At 72.5% G+C, this 19,803-nt stretch carries 19 protein-coding genes; 11 read left to right on the forward strand and 8 right to left on the reverse strand.

The window, feature by feature from the left end; all coding sequences use genetic code 11:
• Positions 1-63 precede the first annotated feature (63 nt).
• The 5 genes from G8A07_RS23490 (at position 64) to G8A07_RS23510 (ending at position 6,559) form a co-directional block, all read left to right on the forward strand.
• Entirely contained in the window at positions 64-1,152 is a 1,089-nt protein-coding gene (locus G8A07_RS23490; RefSeq protein ID WP_195794345.1) for a sensor histidine kinase, read from the forward strand.
• Positions 1,149-2,279 (forward strand): histidine kinase, encoded by a 1,131-nt coding sequence (locus tag G8A07_RS23495; protein ID WP_195794346.1) that lies wholly within the window; start codon positions 1,149-1,151, stop codon positions 2,277-2,279. Before G8A07_RS23490 ends, G8A07_RS23495 begins: the two co-directional genes overlap by 4 nt.
• Positions 2,276-3,049: a LytTR family DNA-binding domain-containing protein gene (locus tag G8A07_RS23500; RefSeq protein ID WP_195794347.1), complete on the forward strand. Its 774-nt coding sequence runs from the start codon at positions 2,276-2,278 to the stop codon at positions 3,047-3,049. The genes G8A07_RS23495 and G8A07_RS23500 overlap by 4 nt, the downstream gene beginning before the upstream one ends.
• Before the next feature lie 14 nt (positions 3,050-3,063).
• Positions 3,064-4,200, forward strand: coding sequence for an alpha/beta hydrolase (locus G8A07_RS23505; protein ID WP_195794348.1), 1,137 nt, complete (start codon positions 3,064-3,066; stop codon positions 4,198-4,200).
• Positions 4,201-4,321: 121 nt separating this feature from the next.
• A complete protein-coding gene (locus G8A07_RS23510; protein ID WP_195794349.1) occupies positions 4,322-6,559 on the forward strand; it encodes a molybdopterin-dependent oxidoreductase in 2,238 nt (745 codons plus the stop codon).
• A 108-nt stretch (positions 6,560-6,667) separates the two neighbouring features.
• On the opposite strand, the gene G8A07_RS23515 is transcribed toward G8A07_RS23510, so the two are convergent.
• The 6 genes from G8A07_RS23515 to G8A07_RS23540 form a co-directional block, all read right to left on the reverse strand.
• The gene (locus G8A07_RS23515; protein ID WP_195794350.1) at positions 6,668-6,907 is read right to left on the reverse strand and encodes a hypothetical protein; all 240 of its coding nucleotides are present in this window, start codon (positions 6,905-6,907) and stop codon (positions 6,668-6,670) included.
• A gap of 121 nt (positions 6,908-7,028) precedes the next feature.
• Complete coding sequence (locus G8A07_RS23520) at positions 7,029-7,382, reverse strand: cytochrome c family protein (protein ID WP_195794351.1); 354 nt, start codon at positions 7,380-7,382, stop codon at positions 7,029-7,031.
• A gap of 53 nt (positions 7,383-7,435) precedes the next feature.
• Positions 7,436-8,680 (reverse strand): serine hydrolase, encoded by a 1,245-nt coding sequence (locus G8A07_RS23525; RefSeq protein ID WP_249937119.1) that lies wholly within the window; start codon positions 8,678-8,680, stop codon positions 7,436-7,438.
• 93 nt (positions 8,681-8,773) lie between these two features.
• Positions 8,774-9,652 carry a hypothetical protein gene (locus tag G8A07_RS23530; RefSeq protein WP_195797938.1) on the reverse strand — a complete coding sequence of 293 codons (879 nt, stop codon included), beginning with the start codon at positions 9,650-9,652 and terminating at the stop codon, positions 8,774-8,776.
• Complete coding sequence (locus tag G8A07_RS23535; protein WP_195794352.1) at positions 9,652-10,737, reverse strand: peptidogalycan biosysnthesis protein; 1,086 nt, start codon at positions 10,735-10,737, stop codon at positions 9,652-9,654. The genes G8A07_RS23530 and G8A07_RS23535 overlap by 1 nt, the downstream gene beginning before the upstream one ends.
• On the reverse strand, positions 10,734-11,573 hold the full coding sequence (locus G8A07_RS23540) for a carboxylesterase (protein WP_195794353.1): 840 nt from the start codon (positions 11,571-11,573) through the stop codon (positions 10,734-10,736). The genes G8A07_RS23535 and G8A07_RS23540 overlap by 4 nt, the downstream gene beginning before the upstream one ends.
• A gap of 102 nt (positions 11,574-11,675) precedes the next feature.
• Between G8A07_RS23540 and G8A07_RS23545 the strand changes: the two genes are divergently transcribed.
• From G8A07_RS23545 to G8A07_RS23570, 6 genes are read left to right on the forward strand one after another with little or no spacing between them, the layout of a single operon-like run.
• Complete coding sequence (locus tag G8A07_RS23545) at positions 11,676-13,097, forward strand: TolC family protein (RefSeq protein ID WP_195794354.1); 1,422 nt, start codon at positions 11,676-11,678, stop codon at positions 13,095-13,097.
• Positions 13,094-14,212, forward strand: a complete 1,119-nt coding sequence (locus tag G8A07_RS23550) for an ABC transporter permease (RefSeq protein ID WP_195794355.1) — start codon at positions 13,094-13,096, stop codon at positions 14,210-14,212. Before G8A07_RS23545 ends, G8A07_RS23550 begins: the two co-directional genes overlap by 4 nt.
• A gap of 5 nt (positions 14,213-14,217) precedes the next feature.
• A complete protein-coding gene (locus G8A07_RS23555) occupies positions 14,218-14,949 on the forward strand; it encodes an ABC transporter ATP-binding protein (protein WP_195794356.1) in 732 nt (243 codons plus the stop codon).
• Positions 14,950-14,966: 17 nt separating this feature from the next.
• Positions 14,967-15,902 (forward strand): HlyD family efflux transporter periplasmic adaptor subunit, encoded by a 936-nt coding sequence (locus tag G8A07_RS23560; RefSeq protein ID WP_195794357.1) that lies wholly within the window; start codon positions 14,967-14,969, stop codon positions 15,900-15,902.
• Positions 15,899-16,603, forward strand: coding sequence for an MtnX-like HAD-IB family phosphatase (locus G8A07_RS23565; protein WP_195794358.1), 705 nt, complete (start codon positions 15,899-15,901; stop codon positions 16,601-16,603). The genes G8A07_RS23560 and G8A07_RS23565 overlap by 4 nt, the downstream gene beginning before the upstream one ends.
• Positions 16,596-17,963 carry an aspartate aminotransferase family protein gene (locus G8A07_RS23570; RefSeq protein ID WP_195794359.1) on the forward strand — a complete coding sequence of 456 codons (1,368 nt, stop codon included), beginning with the start codon at positions 16,596-16,598 and terminating at the stop codon, positions 17,961-17,963. The genes G8A07_RS23565 and G8A07_RS23570 overlap by 8 nt, the downstream gene beginning before the upstream one ends.
• Positions 17,964-18,272: 309 nt before the next feature.
• On the opposite strand, the gene G8A07_RS23575 is transcribed toward G8A07_RS23570, so the two are convergent.
• The gene (locus tag G8A07_RS23575) at positions 18,273-19,508 is read right to left on the reverse strand and encodes a beta-ketoacyl synthase (RefSeq protein WP_195794360.1); all 1,236 of its coding nucleotides are present in this window, start codon (positions 19,506-19,508) and stop codon (positions 18,273-18,275) included.
• The gene (locus G8A07_RS23580) at positions 19,495-19,755 is read right to left on the reverse strand and encodes an acyl carrier protein (protein ID WP_195794361.1); all 261 of its coding nucleotides are present in this window, start codon (positions 19,753-19,755) and stop codon (positions 19,495-19,497) included. Before G8A07_RS23580 ends, G8A07_RS23575 begins: the two co-directional genes overlap by 14 nt.
• Positions 19,756-19,803 lie beyond the last annotated feature (48 nt).

Below are 19,803 nucleotides of genomic sequence, written 5' to 3' on the forward strand. Positions count from 1 at the left end.
CGACCCGGCCCCGTTTCGTCGCAAGCCCTGGCGAGCCCGGGGCGGCGGCGCGAGAATCCCGCCATGCCCCCATCCTCCGCCCAACAGGCGTTCCTGCAGGTCTTCAATCTGCGCGCGATCGCCGCGGTGTTCTATTTCTGCTGCTGCGTCGCGCTGTCGCGCTCCCTGTCCTGGTACGGCGGCGACGGCACCGGCCTGGACTGGCTGTTTTCGGCGCTGCGCTATACCCGCCAGACCACCATCACCGGCCTGGCCCTGCTGCTGGCCGTCGCGCTGGTCGAGGCCTGGCTGGCCCGGCCGGGGCGGCGCTGGGCCATCCCGCTGCGTAGCCTGGCGATCGTGAGCGGCGCGATGGCCGGCATGTTCGGCCGGCATCTGATGGCCCGCACCGACGACCCCAGCGCGGAATGGAAGTGGAGCTGGGCCCTGTCCACCACCCTGCTCTGGACCCTGCTGGGCGGCGTGGCCTATGCGCTGCTGCTGACCGCCCGCGCCGAGCGCCAGACGCGCCAGCAGCTGCTGGCCACCGCGCGCCGGCATGAGACCTTGCAGGCCCAGCAGCTGGAGGCTCAGCTGTCGGCGCTGAATGCGCAGATCGAGCCGCATTTCCTGTTCAACACCCTGGCCAATGTCAAACGCCTGTACGAGACCGCACCGGAGCGCGGCCGCGACATGCTGGTCAGCCTGATCGCCTATCTGCGCGCCGCCCTGCCCAGCATGCGCCGCAGCGAATCCACCCTGGGCCAGGAGCTGGAGCTGGTGCGCAGCTACCTGACCATCCTGCAGATGCGCATGGGCGAGCGCCTGGCCTTCGAGATCGAGGCCGAGCCGGCCCTGCTGTCGGCCCGGCTGCCGCCGATGGTGCTGCCGACCCTGGTCGAGAACGCGATCAAGCATGGACTGTCACCGCTGCCCGAGGGTGGCCGCATCCATATCAGTGCGCAGCAGCGCAGCGCCGACGAGCTGGCGGTCGAGGTGCGCGACAACGGCCAGGGCTTTGCCGCCAGCGGCGGCTCCGGCGTCGGCCTGGCCAACACGCGCGCCCGCCTGGCCGCGCTGTTCGGCCCGCGCGCGGCGCTGGAGCTGGAAGCGGCCGAGCCGCGCGGCGTGGTGGCGCGGGTGCGCCTGCCGCTGGCCGGGGTGCAAACATGAGCGCGGTGCTGCCGACGCCGGCCGATGCCGCGGCCGGCGGTCCGCTGCGCCATCTCTGGGCCTCCTGGCGTTCGCTGCGCCGCCGCGAGCTGGTCCTATTCCTGCTGATGGGCCTGCTGTACGGCCTGATCGACGTGAGCGCGCTGGCTCATGTCGACAGCGATGCGCGCTGGTTGCATGCGCTGACGCGCCAGCTGTTCTCGCCGGTGATCGTCACCCTGCTGCTGATGCTGTGCTGGCTGCCGGCCGCGCGCAGCCGGCCGGACCATCCGCACCGGCTCTGGCGCCTGGGCCTCGCGACCCTGCTGGGCTCGATGATCGCGATGGCCTGCCTGTGGCAGATCGTTGCGCAGCTGGACTGGCCTTCGATCGGCGACCTGCTGCGCGAGCGCAAGGGCGAGAAATACGCCCGCGCCGTGCCGCCCTGGGCCAGCTTCCTGGGAGACAGCCTGCAGGTCTTCATCCCCTCGATGCTGACGGTGGCGCTGCTCGAGCTGCTGGCGCGGCGCAAGCGCGCCCAGGCCAGCCTGCAGCAGCTGCTGCATGAACAGAGCGTGATGGCGCGCCGCGCGATGGCGGCGCGGCTGGCGGTGATGCAGGCCCAGGTGGAGCCGCAGTTCCTGTTCGACATCCTGGTCGATGTCGAGCAGGCCTATGCCGCCGGCGATGCCGAGGCGCCCATCCAGATGGAGCGGCTGATCCGCCATCTGCGCGTCGCGCTGCCGCGCCTGCGCGAGATGGGCGGCACGCCGGAGAGCGAGGCCGAGCTGCTGGAGAGCTATCTGGCCGTGGTGGCCGGCCGGCGCAAGGCGCGGGTCAGCTTCCAGGCCCATTGGCCCGAGGCGCTGCGCGGCGCGCCGCTGCCGCCGATGCTGCTGCTGCCGCTGCTGCAGCGCGCGCTGCGCCTGGCCGCACCGGCGCTGCCGGGGCGCTGCAGCTTCAGCGTCGAGCCGCTGGACGGCGGCCTGCGCCTGCTGCTGGGCTTCGACCGGCCGGATCTGTGCGGCGAGGACGCCGAGCTGCGGGACCTGTCGCAGCGCCTGCAGGCCCTGTCCGGCGGGCCGACCGAGCTGCGCTGCCGCAGCAGCGAGGACGCCACCCTGTTCATCCTGGAGCTGAAACCATGAGAAGCCTGCTCGCCCCCACCGCCGTGATCGCCGAGGACGAGCTGACCCTGCGCCAGGAGCTGATCGAGCGCCTGTCCCAGCTCTGGCCCGAGCTGTCCATCGTCGGCGAGGCGGCCGACGGCGTGCAGGCGCTGCGCCTGCTCGACGAGCACCGGCCCGACATCCTGTTCCTCGACATCCAGATGCCCGGCGCCACCGGCCTGGACGTGGCGCGCCAGGTGGCCGGCCGCGCCCATGTGGTCTTCGTCACCGCCTACGACCAGTACGCGGTGCAGGCCTTTGACCAGGGCGCGGTGGACTATCTGCTGAAGCCGCTGCAGGCCACGCGCCTGTTCACCGCGATCGGCCGGGTCAAGCAGCGCCTGGCCCAGCCGCCGGCCGAGCTGGGGGACGTGCTGAACCAGCTGGCCACGCGCCAGGCCGGCGCGCCCGCCGGCCGCGGCAGCTTCCTGCGCTGGATCAACGCCTCGGTGGGCCAGACCCTGAAGCTGATCACGGTCGACGAGGTGCTGTACTTTCAGTCCGACAGCAAGTACACCAAGGTCGCGACCCGCGACAGCGAGGCCCTGATCCGCAAGCCGCTGAAGGAGCTGGTCGAGGAACTGGACCCACAGCAGTTCTGGCAGATCCACCGCTCGACCCTGGTCAACGCCGGCGCGGTGGCCGGCGTCACGCGCGACTTCCGCGGCCGCATGCAGATCAAGCTGAAGGAAAGCGCCGACACCCTGCTGGTGGCGGAGAGCTACACGCATCTGTTCAAGCAGATGTGACGCATGATGCGGCCATGCAAGCCGCCCGACACCACGCCCCGATCCGCCAGCTGCGCGGGGCCGGTCGCCTGGCCATCGCCGCCACTCATGGCCTGACCGAGCTGGTCGAAGCCCTGCACCGCGGTGTGACGCGGGCGCCGGCCGGCAGCGGCATCACCGGCCTGGTCTACCGCAGCGTGCGCGGCATCACCCACCTGGTCGGCGGCGGCATCGACATCGCGTTGCAGGGCCTGGAGCCCTGGCTGACCGCCCCCGAACCGGACTCACCCGCCGTGCCCGGCACCGAGGCCCTGCTGGCGATCCTGAACGGCGTGCTGGGCGACTATCTGGCGGCGACCGACAACCCGCTGGCCATCCCGATGCAGTTGCGCCGGCAGGGCCGGGCGTTGACGGCCGCGCCGCAGGATGCCGGCCCGCGACCCCTGCTGCTGATCCACGGCCTGTGCATGAACGATCTGCAGTGGCAGCGCGGCAATCTGGCCGAGGGCCTGGAGGCGCTAGGCTACACGCCGCTGCATCTGCACTACAACAGCGGCCTGCACATCTCCGACAACGGCCGTCAGCTGGCCCGGCTGCTGGAGCGGCTGCTGCAGCAATGGCCCGTGCCGCTGCAGGACCTGAGCTTGCTGGGCCACAGCATGGGCGGCCTGCTGGCGCGCAGCGCGGTCCACCACGCCCAGGCCGAAGGCCTGCAATGGCCGCGCCGGCTACGCCACCTGGTCAGCCTGGGCTCGCCGCACCTGGGTGCGCCGCTGGAGCAGGGCGGTCAGCAGTTGCAGCTGCTGCTGGGGCTGAGCGCCTACGCCCGGCCGCTGATAGCGCTGACCCGGCGCCGCAGCGCCGGCATCCAGGATCTGCGCTGGGCTTCGCTGCGTGAACAGGACTGGGGCCAGCGCCGCAGCCTGCCGCTGCCGGCGGGCGTGGACTGCTATGCGATCGCGGCCACCACGGCCGGCAACCCTGCCGGACTGCCGGCACGCCTGCTGGGCGACGGCCTGGTGCCGGTCGCCAGCGCGCTGGGCCGGCATCGCGAGGCGGCCCGACGCCTGGACTTCCCGCCCGACCATCAGTGGGTGCTGGCCGGCGCGGGCCATCTGGCCCTGCAGACCCATCCGGCCGTGCTGACCAAGCTGCGCGAATGGCTGGGCTGAAAGCCCTGGGCAGCAAGGCCGGGCATTCCCGGTCCGGCCTGTCACCAAGATGACCTCCGAGGTCATCGCCTGCCCCACACAATCGGCGCACAGTGCGAAGAGCCCCAGCATGGAGACTCCGATGGCAGCAGCGACGACAACGGCCCGCCAGACCCATTACCGCATCTGCCCCCTTTGCGAGGCCTGTTGCGGCCTGGAGATCCAGACCGAAGGCCCCCAGGTCGTCGCGATCCGCGGCGCCGCGCAGGATGTGTTCAGCCATGGCTATCTCTGCCCCAAGGGCGTGTCGCTGAAGGACCTGCACGAGGATCCGGACCGGCTGCGCCGGCCGCTGATCAAAAACGCCGCCGGCGTCCATGTCGAGGCGAGCTGGGACGAGGCCTTCGACGAGATCGCGCGGCGCCTGCCGCCGCTGCTGCAGGCCCATGGGCGCGACGCGGTGGCGCTGGTGATCGGCAATCCGAGCGCGCACAAGGTCAGCCTCCTGAGCTACTTCCCGCGCCTGGTGAAGGCGCTCGGAACGCGCAATGTGTTCTCGGCCTCGACCCTGGACCAGATGCCCAAGCAGCTCAGCAGCGGGCTGATGTTCGGCCATTGGCTGTCTATTCCCGTGCCCGACATCGAGCGCTGCGACTGGCTGCTGATGCTGGGCGCCAACCCGATGGTCAGCAATGGCAGCCTCTGGACCCTGCCCGACTACCGCGGCAAGGCCAAGGCCATGCGCGCCCGCGGCGGCCGCATCCTGGTGGCCGACCCGCGCCGCACCGAAACCGCCGCGGCCGCCGACGAGCACCTGCCCATCCGCCCCGGCGGCGATGTGTTCCTGCTGCTGGGCATGGTCCACACCCTGTTCGACGAGGGGCTGGTCAAGCCGGGCCGCCTGGCCGAATGGACGAACGGGATCGAGGCGCTGCGCGCGGCCGTCGCGCCCTACCCGCCCGAGCGGCTGGCCGCCGGCTGCGGTCTCGACGCCATGACGATCCGCCGCCTGGCGCGCGAGCTGGCCGCGGCCCCGCGTGCCGCGGTCTATGGCCGGCTGGGCACCTGCACCCAGCGCTTCGGCACGCTCAACAGCTGGCTGATCGATGCGCTGAACCTGCTCAGCGGCCATCTGGACCGGCCCGGCGGCGCGATGTTCCCCAAGGCCGCCGCCTTCGCGGCCAACACCATGGGCCCGCCGGGTGTCGGCCGCGGCATCGCCACCGGCCGCAAGCACAGCCGCGTCAGCGGCGCGCCCGAGGTCTTCGGCGAGCTGCCGATCACCCTGCTGGCCGAGGAGATCGAGACGCCGGGCGAGGGCCAGGTGCGCGCGCTGATCGCGCTGGCCGCGAACCCGGTGCTGTCCGCACCGAACGGCCCGCGCATCGCCCGCGCGCTGGACGGCCTCGACTTCATGCTGAGCCTGGACATCTACCTGAACGAGACCAGCCGCCATGCCGACGTGATCCTGCCGGGCCTGTCGCCGCTGGAGGACCTGCATTACGACGTCGCCTTCCCGCAGCTCTCGCACCGCAACCACGCGCGCTTCTCCGGCCCGGTGTTCGACAAGCCGGCCGGCATGCCCGAGGAATGGGAGACCCTGCTGCGCCTGAGCGCCCTGCTGGAGGGCCGCGATGACTGGCGCGGCGACATGCGGGCGCTGGACGATGCGGCGATCGCGGCCGATGTGCGGCGCTTCGCCGGCGAGCAGGCCGAGGCGGTGCTGGCGGCCCTGGCGCCGCTGCGCGGCCCCGAGCGCCTGGTCGACCTGGCGCTGCGCAGCGGGCCTTATGGCGACGGTTTTGGCCGGAGTCCGCAAGGCCTGACCCTCGCGAAGATCCAGGCCGCGCCGGGCGGCATCGACCTCGGGCCGCTGCAGCCGCGCATCCCCGAGCTGCTGCGCACGCCCTCGGGCCGCATCGAGCTGGCCCCGCCCGCGCTGCTGGCCGACCTGCCGGCCGTCGACCTGGCGCTGGCCCGGCCGCCGGCCGAGCTGCTGCTGATCGGCCGGCGCGACACCCGCTCCGGCAACAGCTGGATGCACAACCTGCCGGTGCTGGCCAAGGGGCCGGAGCGCTGCACCCTGCTGGTCCATCCCGATGATGCCGCGTCGCGCGGCCTGGCGGACGGCGGCCGGGCGCGGCTCAGCACCGAGCGAGGCTCGCTGCTGGCGCGCGTCGCCGTCAGCGCCGAGATGAGCCGCGGCGTCGTCTGCCTGCCGCACGGCTGGGGCCATGACCTGCCCGGCAGCCGCCTGGCTCTGGCGGCCGAACGGCCCGGCGTCAATCTCAACGCGCTGCTGGACGATGGCGCGCGTGACCCGCTGTCGGGCAATGCGGTGCTCAGCGGGGTGGCGGTGCGGCTGGAAGCGGCGGCCTGAGCGGGCTCGGGGAGGAGCCGACGCGCAGCGGCAGGCAGTCTTTGCTGCCGCTGCGCCTCGGCTCCCCGATCCGGCCGGGTGCTTTTTGCGGATAAAGCATGCCGGCTCTCAACCGCGGCGGGCGGCGATCTGCGCCAGCAGGGCACCGTTGATGTTGCCGACGCTGCGGCCCTCGATTACGACGCGCGGCAGCTGCTGCACGACGGCGACCGACTGCGTGGACTTGCCGGTGATCACGACGCGGGGCAGCTGCTCGATCTTCGTTGCTTGCGGGGCGGCGCCGGCCAGCAGCGGCAGGGCGGCGAAGGCGGCGGCGGCGATCAGGCGGGTGGTGGTGGTGCGGTTCATGCTGGGCTCCTGGTTTGGTGTGTCGATGGAGTCAGTATCGAAGTCCATCGAGGCCGAAACCAGGCGAGCGCGACGAACTGCAAGTTCCGGCTGCCGAGCCGTCGCAGCGCGCGCCAGAGCGTCAGGGGCGGGCTGGCTGCTGGGCCTCTCCCGGCTCGCTGCGCAGATAGGCCAGCAGATTGGCGATGCGGCGCTCGTCGTAGCCGAGCGCAAAGAAGCGCATCTTGGTGCCGGGCACGACGCGCTCGGGCTGGCGGATGAAGGCGGCCAGGTTCTGCTCGTTCCAGACCAGGGTCGAGCCCTTCATCGCCGGCGAGTAGGCGTAGTCGGCCAGCGAGCCGGCGCGGCGCCCGATCAGGTGGTTGAGCTGCGGCCCGAAGCCGCTGCGGGCCGAGGGGCCGACCTGGTGGCAGGAGGCGCAGCCGGCGCGGAAGGTCGCGCGGCCGGCCGCCACATCGCCCGCGGGCGCCGCCATGCCGGCTCCGCAGGCACCGGCCAGGACCGCGCACAGCAACAACGCTTGCCGGCTCACCAGCGGCCGCCGTAATGGGCGACCAGGCCGCGCCACAGCGCGTCGGCCTCGCGCGCCAGGCTGGTCTGGCCGGAGCGCGCGGTGGCATTGGCGGCGGTGTGTACCATCACCAGCTTGAGCTGCGGGTCGACGAAGATCATCTGGCCATAGACGCCCAGCAGCGCGAAGCGCCGCGCCTCGCCGGGGAAGAGCCAGAACTGGTAGCCATAGCCGAAGTAATTGCTGGCCCGCCCGGGCTGGAAGGCCGCCGGCTGGCGGTGCCAGTCGGTCGCGTCGAGCAAAAACTCACGCGGCAGCAGCTGCTCGCGGGTGTCGGGCCGCCAGCCGTCATGCGCCAGCAGATGGCCCAGGCGCGCATAGTCGCGCAGGGTCGCGTTGAAGTTGCCGCCGGCCGCCTCCAGCCCGCTGCGGTCGCTCCACCAGAAGGCGCTGCTCTCCGCGCCCATCGCCTGCCACAGGCGCGACTGCAGGTATTCGCACAGCGACTGCCCGGTGGCGCCGCGCAGCGCCGCCGCCAGCATCGGCGTCTCGGCGCTGGCGTAGTTGAAGCGCTGGCCCTGCGGCGCGACGCGCTCGTCCACCAGCGCCGCCGCGCTTTCCAGGTCGCCGCGCTGCACCGCGGCGCCGAAGCGGGCCAGGTCGTCCTGGCCGTCGTAGCGCTCCTCGAAGCGCGCGCCCGAGGCCATGCGCAGCAGGTTGCGCAGGCTGGTCTCGCCGTAGAGCGTGCCGGCCAGGCGCGGCGCATAGCGGTCGGCGCGGTCGTCCAGCGATTTCAGCAGCCCCTCCTGCAGCGCCAGCCCGACCGCCAGCGCGACGATGGACTTGGCCATCGAGTTGGAGACGAAGCGGTGCTCGGGCCCGCGCTCGTACTGGTAGCGCTCGAGCTGGATCTCGCCGTCCTTCAGCACCAGCAGACCCATCACGCGCTGGCGCGCCAGGTAGTCGTCGACGCTCAGCGGGCGCGAATGGCCGTCGACGCGCCAGCGGTAGTCCGGCTCCTGCGCGGCGCGCGGCAGCGGCAAGGGCCGTGGGCTCGGTGCCATCTCGTGCGGCCGGCCGTTCAGCAGGCGCGGAATCTCGGCCTGGTGCGTGAAGGAACCGACCCGCACCGACTCCTGCACGAACCAGTTGCGGGCATTGCCGACCGGATAGCCCTGGGCGCGGCCGAGCCGGTCCTCGTCGGGGGCGGCCTGGACCGCCAGCGCGGAGAACAGCAGGAACAACAGGGGCTTCGGCGACAACACGGGAGAACGGCGGGACTCGACGGCGGGCCGCCTTTATACCGGCTGCGCAGCCCCACGCACAAGGTGACTTTGGGAGGATGGCGGAAAGCCTCAGCCCAGGGTCTGCAGCCGCGCCAGCAGGCGCAGGTTCAGTTGGTGCTGCTGGGCCTGCCAGGCCTGCAGCTGCTGCGGGTCGATCTGCGGCTGGCCGTCCATGCCGCTGAGCCAGCGCTTGAAGCGGCTGCGGTAGCGGTGGATCGAGACATCGCCGGTGATGTCGCTGCCGACCAGCGGCCGGCCGCGCAGCAGTTCCAGCGCCGTCATCAGCCCGGCCTCGCTGAGCCGGCCCTGGTCCCAGTTGGTGCGCGCCACCCGCGGGTCCAGCACATCCTTGTCGATCGACAGATAGACCGGCCGGCGCCCCGCCTTCGCGCGCTCGCGCGCCAGGCAGCGCAGCAGCGCCCCCTCGTCCTCGTAGCCCCGGATCGTCCGCCCCAGGCCGACATGGCGCGCCCAGCCGACATCGGCGCCCAGGCAGCGGTAGCTCAGGCGCCCACGCCACAGCGGCAGCCAATGGTTCTCCCAGGCGCGGCGCCAGCCGACGTCGGACGAGCCGATGCCGATCACCTGCACATGACCGACATGGGGCATCGCCGCCACCTGGCGCACCCAGGAGCCGCAATGGATGCCCCAGGGGTAGCGCATATTGTCCGGATGGTTGTCGAACACGATCACGTCGAACGGCCCCTGCCCGGCCAGGCGCGCGATCAGGCCCGCGGTCAGGTGGTGGAAGTCGCCGCTGCCGGTGAACAGGGGGCCGGGCGCGGCCGGCAGCCGCGCCTCGATGCCGGCCATCGCCCGGGCCAGCACCGAGCGCCGGCAGCCGAAGCGCAGCGCCTCCTGCTGCTCGCGCAGGTCCAGGCGCTGCTCGCCGGGCAGCGGCCCGACCGAACCGTCCAGGTCCAGCACCACCGGCGCGCGCTCGCGCATCACCGGCTCGCCGCCTGGCTGTGCCAGGCATGGTCGCCCTCGAACAGCGGCGCCAGCCGGCGCAGCCCCCAGCGCAGCCAGGCCCGGCGAGGGCGCACCGCATGCCGGGTCAGGCTGAAACGGGCACCCAGCGCGGCCTTGACCTGCGGATCGGTCCAGCCCGCCACATAGGCGCGCAGGCCGCGCGCCAGCGCATGCTCCAGGTTGACGATCCAGCTGACGAAGTACAGGTTGTGCTCGCGCGCCTGCGGGTATTGCAGGCCGATGGTCTTGTCGATCAGCAGGCCGTCCTGCTCGAACAGCAGGTTCCAGCCGATCAGCCGGCCCTCGGCGCGATAGAGGAACAGCCGGCCCGGCTGGCTGCCGTCCTGCAGCACCGCGTCGAAATAGGCCGGGCTCAGCAGGTCGAAATGGATCTCGCTCTGCGCATAGACATTCAGGTAGAGCCGGTAGATCTCGGCGCGCAACTCCGGGTCGGCCAGGCGTGGGTCGCCGGTGTCCCACTGCTCCAGGCTCAGCGCCGCGCGGCTGCGCAGCTTGCGCCGCAGGTCGCGCCGGCGCCCGCTGGACAAGGCGGCCAGATAGTCCTCGATGCTGGCGAAATCGATCGGCACCCAGGCCAGCGCCTGGCCCTGCAGCAGCACGAAGCCGGCCGCGCCCAGCGCCTCGGCCAGCGCGGCCGCATGCCGGTTGTCCGCCTCGCTCAGCAGCGGCGACTGCTGCGGCAGGTCCTTCACCACCAGCAGCTGATGGCGCGCCAACTCCGGCCGGCACGTCGCGGCCTCCAGCAGCGCGCGCACCTGGGCCGCGGGCCCCTGCCCGGCATCGCCCAGCGGCAGGTATTCGGAGACGGTGCTGCCGGCGAAGCAGCCGCGCAGGCGCAGCCAGCGGCCCCAGACGCGGTACAGCGGCCAGTTGGTGATGCGCCGGCGCAGGCCGTCCTCCACCGTGGTCAGCAGGTCCAGCGGCGCCGCGAACAGCGGCGTGCCGCAGGCACTCTGCGTCACCGCGAAGCCCTCGGGCGGATGCTCGAGGAAACGCCGCACCAGCGCGGCCGGCTCGACCAGGAAGCGCCAGCCGCTCATACGTAGGCGCAGGGCTGCCGCGCCGCGCGTGGCGCCAGCGCGGTGAAGAAGTCGGCCGAGGCCTCGATCAGCCGTCCGCGCTCCTGATCCACCGTCACCATGTGATAGCTGTCGGGCAGCACCAGGGTCTGCAGCGGCACGCTCAGCCCGCGCCGCAGGATCTCGACATTGCGCAGGCTGGCCACATCGTCCTCCTGCGCATGCACGGCCAGGCAGGGCGCGTCGACCTGGTCCAGCCGCGCGCGCACGCGCCGCGCCAGGCGGTGGAACTCGGCCAGCGAGGGCCAGGGGTTGCCCGGCAGCCCGCCGGCCGCACTGTCGCCGGCCAGCATGCTGCCGGCGATGCGGGCGCGGATGCGCTCGTCCTTGATGCCGTAGGGCGGCGCCTCCATGAAGCTGCGCCCGCGCCCCAGGCCCAGGGCGCAGACCAGCGGCAGCAGGAAGGACAGGCGCGCCGTGGGCGGGATGGTCCAGCCGTCGTAGACGAAGGTGGTGCCGTACAGGCCGAGGCCGCTGACCAGGCCCGGCCGTTCGATGCTCAGCTGCAGCGCCAGCACCGCGCCCATCGACAGGCCGGCGACGAACAGCTGGTCGACCTGGGCGCTCAGCGCCAGCGCGGCCTGCTCGACGCTGGCGCTCCAGTCGCGCCAGCCGCTGGCCAGCAGGTCGGCCTCGTCGCCGCAATGGCCGGCCAGCTGCATGCCATGCACCGTGAAGCCGCGCGCATGCAGGCCCTTGGCGACGAAGCGCATTTCGGCCGGCGTGCCGGTCAGTCCATGGATCAGCAGCACGCCCTGGCGGCCGCCCTGCAACAGGTAATCGGAGCGCTTGATCATGCGGAAGACATGCTCGCCACGGCCCTCCCGGCCGTCTTCATCATTGCTTGAGATGGCGAGTGTACGCTGGCAAAAAACGTTATCCAGCGCTCAAAAGGCCACATGCTCAGTCTTTCTTCATGTTCAAGGGTCAGGTCTTGCCTACCCCTGCTGCTGCTCGCGGCCTGCGCCACGCCGAGCGCGCCGCCGGAGCCCCTGCGGCCCGGCCCGCAGGCGCGGCTGCAGGCCACCGGCGACGCACGCACGCTGCCCGAACATGAGCCCGCGGCGGCCGGCCCCGGCGCCTGGTGGACGGCCTTCGGCGACCCGCAGCTGGATCGCCTGATCGATGACGCCCGGCTGAAGGACCTGGGCCTGCTGGCCGCGCGCCGGCGCCTGCTGGCGGCGCGCGCGCTGCGGCCGGCCGCCGAGGCGGCCTACAAGCCCGAGCTGAGCCTGCGCAGCGGCGCGGTGGCCACGCCCGACAGCCGCAGCGGCTGGGTCGAGCAGGGTTTCGACGCGCGCTGGGAGCTCGGCCTGTTCGGCCGCGACGCCGCCAGCCGGGCGCTGGCCCAGGCCGAGCTGGAGCTCGCCGAGGCCGAGTTCGAACAGGCGCGCCTGAGCCTGGTGGCCGAGCTGGTGCGCGGCTGGCTGGAATGGCGCCACGAGCTGGCGCGCCATGAGCAGGCGCGCGTCACGGTGCTGGCCGAGGAACACTGCCTGCAGCAGCTGCAGGGCCGTGTCGACCTCGGGCTGCTGGCCGCCTCGACCCTGGCGCCGCAGCGCCAGCGGCTCGCCGCGGTGCGGGAGGCCGAACAGCAGATCGCGCGCCTGCTGCCGCTGCAGCGCCAGCGCCTGCAGATCCTGCGCGGCGAGCCGCGCGCCGAGCTGCCCGAACCCGCCGCCCTGCCCCGCAGCGCGGCGCTGCCGCCGGCGCCCGACAGCCTGCCGACCGCCTGGCTGCTGGAACATCCGGCGCTGCGCCGCGCCGAGCAGAAGCTGCGCCAGGCCGCCGCGCAGGCCGGCTTCGCCGAGGCCGAGCGCTGGCCGCGTCTGGCGCTGGCCGCCAATCTGGGCATGGCGGTGCCGGTGCTGGGCCGCAAGGCCGGCGACAAGCCGATCCCGATGCTGGCGCTGGGCCCGCTGATCGACATCCCGCTGTTCGACGCCGGCCGGCGCGATGCCGCGGCCGTGGCGCGCCGCCATGAGCTGCAGGCGGCCCTGCTGGAGCAGCACCAGGTGGTGCGCGAGACCCAGGCCGAGGTCGAGGCCGCGCTGCTGCGCCTGCAGCACAGCCATGAGCGCAGCGAGGCCGCCGAGCGCGCGCTGCTGGAGCTGGACCAGCAGCGCCAGGCGCAGGCGCGCCGCGCCGGCATCGGCCTGGCCGCGCCGCTGCCGGAGCCCGGCCTGGAGCTGGCGCGCCTGGAGGCACGGCAGCAATGGCTGGGCGCGCGCCTGAGCCAGCAGCTGGCCTATGTCGCCCTGTTCAAGGCGCTGGGCCATCCCCTGCCGCCGGCCGCGCCGACACCGGGGGCCGCCGGATGATCGCGCTGGCCCGCAAGACCCTGCTGCACGAGTGGCGCCGCTTCCTGCCGGCGCTGCTGGCGGTGGCCTTCTCGGCCCTGCTGCTGCTGGTGCAGGCCGCGCTGGTGCAGGGCATCTTCGGCAGCGCCGCGGTGTTCGTGCGCGCCTCGGGCGGCCAGCTCTGGGCCGGCTATCCGGGCACGCAGAGCGTGGACCTGGGCCGTGCGATCGCGCCCGACACCGAGCTGGCGCTGCGCCGCGACCCGGCGGTGCGCCATGTCGAGCCCTTCCGCTGGATCGATGCCGACTGGCGCGCCGGCAGCGGCGCGCTGTCGATCTATGTCTCCGGCATCGACACCAGCGAGCGGGCCCTGATGTTCCGCGCGCTGCTGGACGCGCCGCTGCGCCGGCGCCTGCGCGAGCCGGAGGCGGTGATCGTCGATCGCGCCGACCTGGACAAGCTGGGCGTTGCGGTCGGCGGCGCGGCGCGCATTAACGGCCGCAGCGTGCGCGTGGTGGCGGCGCTGGACGGCCTGCGCGCGCTCGGCGCGCCGATCGTGCTGGCCTCGCTGGACACCGCGGCGCGGCTGCAGCCGCAGGAGCCGCGCCACAGCTACTACCTGGCCGAGCTGCACCGGCCCGAGGAGACCGAGCCGGTGCTGGCGCGCCTGGCGCCGCGCGCCCGCGCGCTCGGCTTCGAGCTCTGGACGCGCGAGGGCTTCGCGCAGCGCTCGGTGCGCTTCTGGATGCTGGAGACCGGCGCCGGCCTGGCGGTGATCTTCCTGGCCGGGGTCGTGGCCCTGGTCGGCGCGCTGATCACCAGCCAGACCCTGATGGCCGCGGTGGCCGGCAGCCGCAACGAATACGCGACCCTGCATGCGCTGGGCGTGGGCCGCGCGGCGCTGCGCCGCGTGGTGCTGGAGCAGGCCGGCTGGATCGGCGTCGGCGGTCTGCTGCTGGGAGGCCTGCTGGCGCTGCTGGCGCTGGCGCTGGCGCGCGGCCATGCGGTGCCGGTCGCGGTGCATGGCGGCATCAGCGCGCTGTGCGCGCTGGCGGTGCTGTTGATCGCCCTGGTCTCCGGCCTGGCCGCGCTGCGCTCCCTGCAGCGCAGCGACCCGGCCAGCCTCTTGCGCTGAATCCCATGAGCAATCACGCCATCCCCCCGCCCGCGCCGATCGAGGCGCGCGGCCTGATGAAGTCCTTCCGCAGCGGCGCCGTCGAGACGCCGGCCCTGCGCGGCGTCGACCTGAGCCTGCTGCCCGGCGAGCTGACCCTGGTGGCCGGCCCCTCGGGCTGCGGCAAGAGCACCCTGCTGGCGGCGCTCAGCGGCCTGCAGCGGCCCGATGCCGGCAGCGTCCATTCGCTGGGCCAGGCCCTGTGGTCGCTGGAGGCGCGCGCGCTGGAGCGCTTTCGCCTGCTCAACACCGGCTTCGTGTTCCAGGGCTTCAACCTGTTCGGCGCGCTGAACGCGCTGGAGCAGGTGATGCTGCCGCTCAGCTATCTGGGCCTGACCAAGGCCGAGGTGCGCGCGCGCGCCGCGGCCGCGCTGGACGAGGTCGGGCTGACGCCGCGCGCCAGCCTGCGCCCGGCCGAGCTGTCCGGCGGCGAGAAGCAGCGCGTCGCGCTGGCCCGCGCGCTGGCGAAGCGGCCGCGCCTGCTGTTCGCCGACGAGCCGACCAGTGCGCTGGACGCGGTCAGCGGTCAGCGCGTGATCGAGCTGCTGCACCGCGCGGCGCGCCAGCAGGGCGCGGCGGTGCTGTGCGTCAGCCATGACCCGCGCCTGCTGAGCCATGCCGACCGCCTGCTGCATATGGAGGACGGACGCGTCCTCGACGATGAACGGCGCCGCCCCCCGGCGGTGCGACCGGAGTGATTCCCTTGCCGATACCCGTGATCCCCATCCCCACCCCGCTGTGCCGCGGCCTGGCCGTGCTGGGCCTGGCGCTGCTGCTCGCCGCCTGCCAGGAACCCGGCGCGACGCCGGCGCCGCCACCCCAGGCCCATGCCGCCGCGCTGGCGCGCGGCTGGGTCGAGGTCGAGGGCGGGCTGCGCCGCGTCAGCGCGGCCCGGCCGGGTCGGGTCGAGCGCTGGCTGGCCGAGCCGGGCGAGCGGGTCGCGGCCGGCCAGGCCCTGGCCCAGCTGGCGGACGCCGAGCTGCGGCTGCAGCTGGCCCAGGCGCAATCCGAGCTGCAGCTGCTGCAGGCGCAGTCGGCGGCGCGCGCCGCGCTGCTGCCCTCGGCCCGGCTGCGCGCCGAGCGCCAGGCCCAGGCCGCGCGCCAGGGCCTGGGCGCCGCCCAGGAGGCCGACGAGGCGCAGGCCGTCCTGGCCGAGCTGCAGGCCCAGCTGCAGGCCGACCGCGCCGCGCAGGCGCTGGCCCGCCACAAGATCGAACTGGCGCGGCTCGCGCTGGCCGCCGCCGTGGTGCGCAGCCCGGCCGCCGGCCTGCTGCTGGAGCGCCAGGCCCAGATCGGCGACAGCGTCGAGGCGGGCCAGCCGCTGCAGCAGCTGCTGCCGGCCCTGCCGACCCTGGTGCTGGCCGAGCTCGGCGAGACCTTTGCCGGCCAGGTGCGCCCCGGCATGGATGCCGAGGTGCAGGCCGCCTCGGCCGAGGGTCCGGTGCAGCGCGCCCGCGTGCTGCGCCTGGGCGCGAACTTCCGCGCCGCGCGCGCGCCGGAGGACGGTCAGGCGCCGGGCGACCAGCGCGTGCTGGAGGCCGTGCTCAGCCTGGAGCCCGGCGCGCTGAAGGTCGGCCAGAAGGTGCTGGTGCGCTTCCTCGAACCCGCCGCCGCGACCCCCGACAACAACCCGAACAACAAGACCCGATGAACTGGAACCTGCTGTGCGACTTCGACGGCACGATCTCGCTGGAGGACGTGACCGATTCCCTGCTATTGCGTTTCGGCCGGCCCGGCTGGGACCGGCTGGAGGCCGACTGGCGCGAGGGCCGCATCGGCTCGCGCGAATGCCTGGCCGGCCAGATCGCGCTGCTGGACTGCAGCGCCGACGAGCTGGACGAGCATCTGGCCGGCCTGGCGATCGATCCGGACTTCCCGGCCTTCGTCGCGGCGGCCGAGCGCGCCGGCTATGCGCTGCGCATCGTCAGCGACGGCCTGGACCTGGCGATCGAGCGTCTGCTGCGCCGCCATGGCCTGGGCCATCTGCCGGTCGCGGCGAACCAGCTGCGGCCCGATGGTCCCCGCCGCTGGAAGCTGGAGTTCCCGCATGCCGCGCCGGGCTGCGCCAGCGGCACCTGCAAATGCCGCTTCGCCACCAAGCCCGGCCAGCAGGTGCTGATGATCGGCGACGGCGCCTCCGATTTCTGCGTCGCCGCGCGCGCCGACCTGAACTGGGCGCGCAAGCGCCTGCTCGAGCATTGCCTGGACCGCGAGCTGCCGCATCGGCCGGTCGCGAACTTCGCCCAGGCGCTGCGGCAACTGCCGGAGCTGCAACGGCTCCGTCCCGCCTCCTCACTCCGTCCTCTCACAGTCCTCTCTCAACATAACAAGGAATTCCCTAGCAATGAATGACGCCACCCTGCTGGCCGACGAGGCCCGTTACTGCTCCTTCGGCGATACCGTGCATTACGCGGACCCGCCGAAAATCTTCGAACGCTGCGAGGGCAGCTATCTCTACGACGGCCGCGGCACGCCCTATCTGGATCTGCAGATGTGGTATTCGGCGGTCAACTTCGGCTATGCCAACGAGCGCCTGAACAATGTGCTGAAGCGCCAGCTCGACACCCTGCCCCAGGTCGCGAGCCAGTACCTGCATCCCAGCAAGATCCAGCTGGCCAAGGTGATCGCCGAGGACGCCAAGGCCAAATGGGGGCTGGACGGCCGCGTGCACTTCAATGTCGGCGGCTCGCAGTCGATCGAGGATTCGCTGAAGCTGGTGCGCAACGCCAAGGGCGGCAAGGGCCTGATGTTCGCCTTCGAGGGCGGCTATCACGGCCGCACGCTGGGCGCCTCGGCGATCACCTCCAGCTACCGCTACCGCCGCCGCTACGGCCATTTCGACCGCGCGCATTTCCTGCCCTTCCCCTACCATTTCCGCGCCCCCAAGGGCATGGACAAGGAGGAATACGGCGAGCATTGCGTGCAGCAGCTGGCGCGCCTGTTCGACAGCGAATACAACGGCGCCTGGGACCCCAAGGTCGGCGAATGCGAGTACGCGGCCTTCTATGTCGAGGCGGTGCAGGGCACCGGCGGCTATGTGATCCCACCGAAGAACTTCTTCACCGGCCTGAAGAAGGTGCTGGACCAGTACGGCATCCTGATGGTGGTCGACGAGATCCAGATGGGCTTCTACCGCACCGGCAAGCTCTGGGGCATCGAGCATTTCGGCGTCACGCCCGATGTGCTGGTGTTCGGCAAGGCGCTGACCAACGGCCTGAACCCGCTGGCCGGCCTGTGGGCGCGCGAGGAGCTGATCAACCCCAAGGTGTTCCCGCCCGGATCCACCCATTCCACCTTCGCCTCCAACCCGTTGGGCACCGCGATCGGCCTGGAGACCATGCAGATGCTGGCCGAGCAGGACTACGAGAGCATGGTGATGGCCAAGGGCGCGCATTTCCTGGAGGGCCTGAAGGCGCTGCAGAAACGCCACCCGGAGATCGGCGAGGTCGACGGCCTGGGCCTGGCGCTGCGCGCCGAGATCTGCGAGGCCGACGGCTACACGCCCAGCAAGAAGCTGGTCGACCGCATGGTCGACATCGGCCTGGCCGGCGCGCTGGAGCACAAGGGCCAGGCAATGGGCCTGGTGCTGGACATCGGCGGCTACTTCAAGAACGTCATCACCTTCGCGCCCTCGCTGCACATCAGCACCGAGGAAATCGACCTGGGCCTGGTCCTGCTGGACCAGCTGCTGAGCAAGGCGAAGAAGGGCTGAGGCCCGCCTGAAACGACAAGGCCCGGCGATGCCGGGCCTTTTTTCTTGGCTCCTTGCTTTCCTGAACTCGTGCTCTTCCGCGTTGTCTTGATGGACTCTGCCCATCCCGGCTTCTCCACCGCAAATTGTTCGCGGAGAAAGCCCAACGCAACGCCAAGCAGGAGGGTGGGCGGGCCTGATGCGGAGGTTAAGGAGGAGGCCGCGAAGCGGCCGGGGGACACGCAGCAGCAGGCCTGCCCGCCCTCCTGCGGCCAGACCTTCGCCGTCGCAGCATCACCAACAAGCGCGCAAAGAGCTTTGCCGGCCGTCTCAGTCCCAGCGCCGCAACGCCAGCACCGCGTTGAGCCCGCCGAAGGCGAAGGAGTTGGACAGCGCCGCCTCGATGCGGCGTTCGCGCGCGCGGTTCGGCAGCACGTCCAGGTCGCAGGCCGGGTCGGCCTCGCGGTGGTTGATGGTCGGCGGCAGCAGGCCCTCGCGCAGCGCACCGAGCACCGCGATCAGCTCCAGCGCGCCGGCCGCGCCGAGCGCATGACCGTGCATGGACTTGGTGGACGAGACGGCCAGCGCGTCCGCATGGCGGCCGAACACCGCGCGGATCGCGCGCGTCTCGGTCGCGTCGTTGGCCTGGGTGCCGGTGCCATGGGCATTGATGTAGCCGATCTGCTCGGGCGCCAGGCCGGCATCGGCCAGCGCCAGCCGCATCGCGCGCCCGGCGCCCTCGGCGTCCGGCATCACGATGTCGGCCGCGTCGGAGCTCATGCCCACGCCGGCCAGCTCGGCCAGGATGGTGGCGCCGCGGCGCTGCGCATGCTCCAGCGTCTCCAGCACGAACACCGCCGCGCCCTCGGCCAGCACCAGGCCGCGCCGGTCCTTCGAGAAGGGCCGGCAGGCATCGTCGGCCAGCACGCGCATCGCCTCCCAGGCGCGCACCACGCCCAGGGTCAGGCAGGCCTCGGTGCCGCCGGCCAGCGCGACCTCGGCCTGGCCGCCGCGCAGCAGCGCCAGCGCCTGGGCCAGCGCATGGTTGGCCGAGGCGCAGGCGCTGGAGACGACGAAGGCCGGCCCGCGCAGGCCGAACTCCAGGCTCAGCTGCGAGGCCGGCGCATTCATCATCAGGCGCACGATGGTCAGCGGATGCAGGCGCGGGTTGTTCTCGGCATAGAGCCGCCGCGAGCTGGCGTCATGCGTGTTCTCGCCGCCGGCGCCACTGCCGATCACGACCGCGCCGCGCTCGGCCAGGCCGGGTGCGGCCAGGTCCAGGCCCGACTGGGCCACCGCCTCGCGCGCCGCCACCAGCGCATACTGGCTGGCCAGGTCCAGCAGCTGCAGCCGCTTCTCGTCGAAATGGCGCGCCGGCTCGTAGCCGCGCACCTCGCCGGCCAGCGGCGCCTTCAGCTCATGGCCGGCCAGGCGCTCGAAGGGCCCGATGCCGGAGCGGCCCGAGCACATCGCCCGCCAGCTGTCCGGCGCGTTCAGGCCCAGCGGCGTGATCGCGCCGGCCCCGGTGATCACGACGCGCGTCGCGCGCCCCTCAGGCGAGCGCATTCGCGCCCTTGGCCGTCACCAGCTCCTGCACCGCGCGCAGCAGGTCGCCGACGGTGCTGGTGTTGAAGTTCGCATCCTTCTCGGGCACCGAGATGCCGAAGCGGTCCTCGATCTCGAACACCACCTGGATCGCGTCCAGCGAATGCACGTCGAGGTCCTGCATGGTTGCGTCCAGCGTGATCTTCTCGCGCGGGATCTGCGCCTCCTTGGCGATGATGTCGAAGAGCGTTTTTTCGATGTCGTTCATGATTCCTAAAGCCTCCGGTCATGGCCCAAAACTATTATGGGAGGAGCC

It is taken from the genome of Roseateles sp. DAIF2 (assembly GCF_015624425.1).
In the GTDB taxonomy this organism is placed as follows: Bacteria; Pseudomonadota; Gammaproteobacteria; order Burkholderiales; family Burkholderiaceae_C; genus Kinneretia.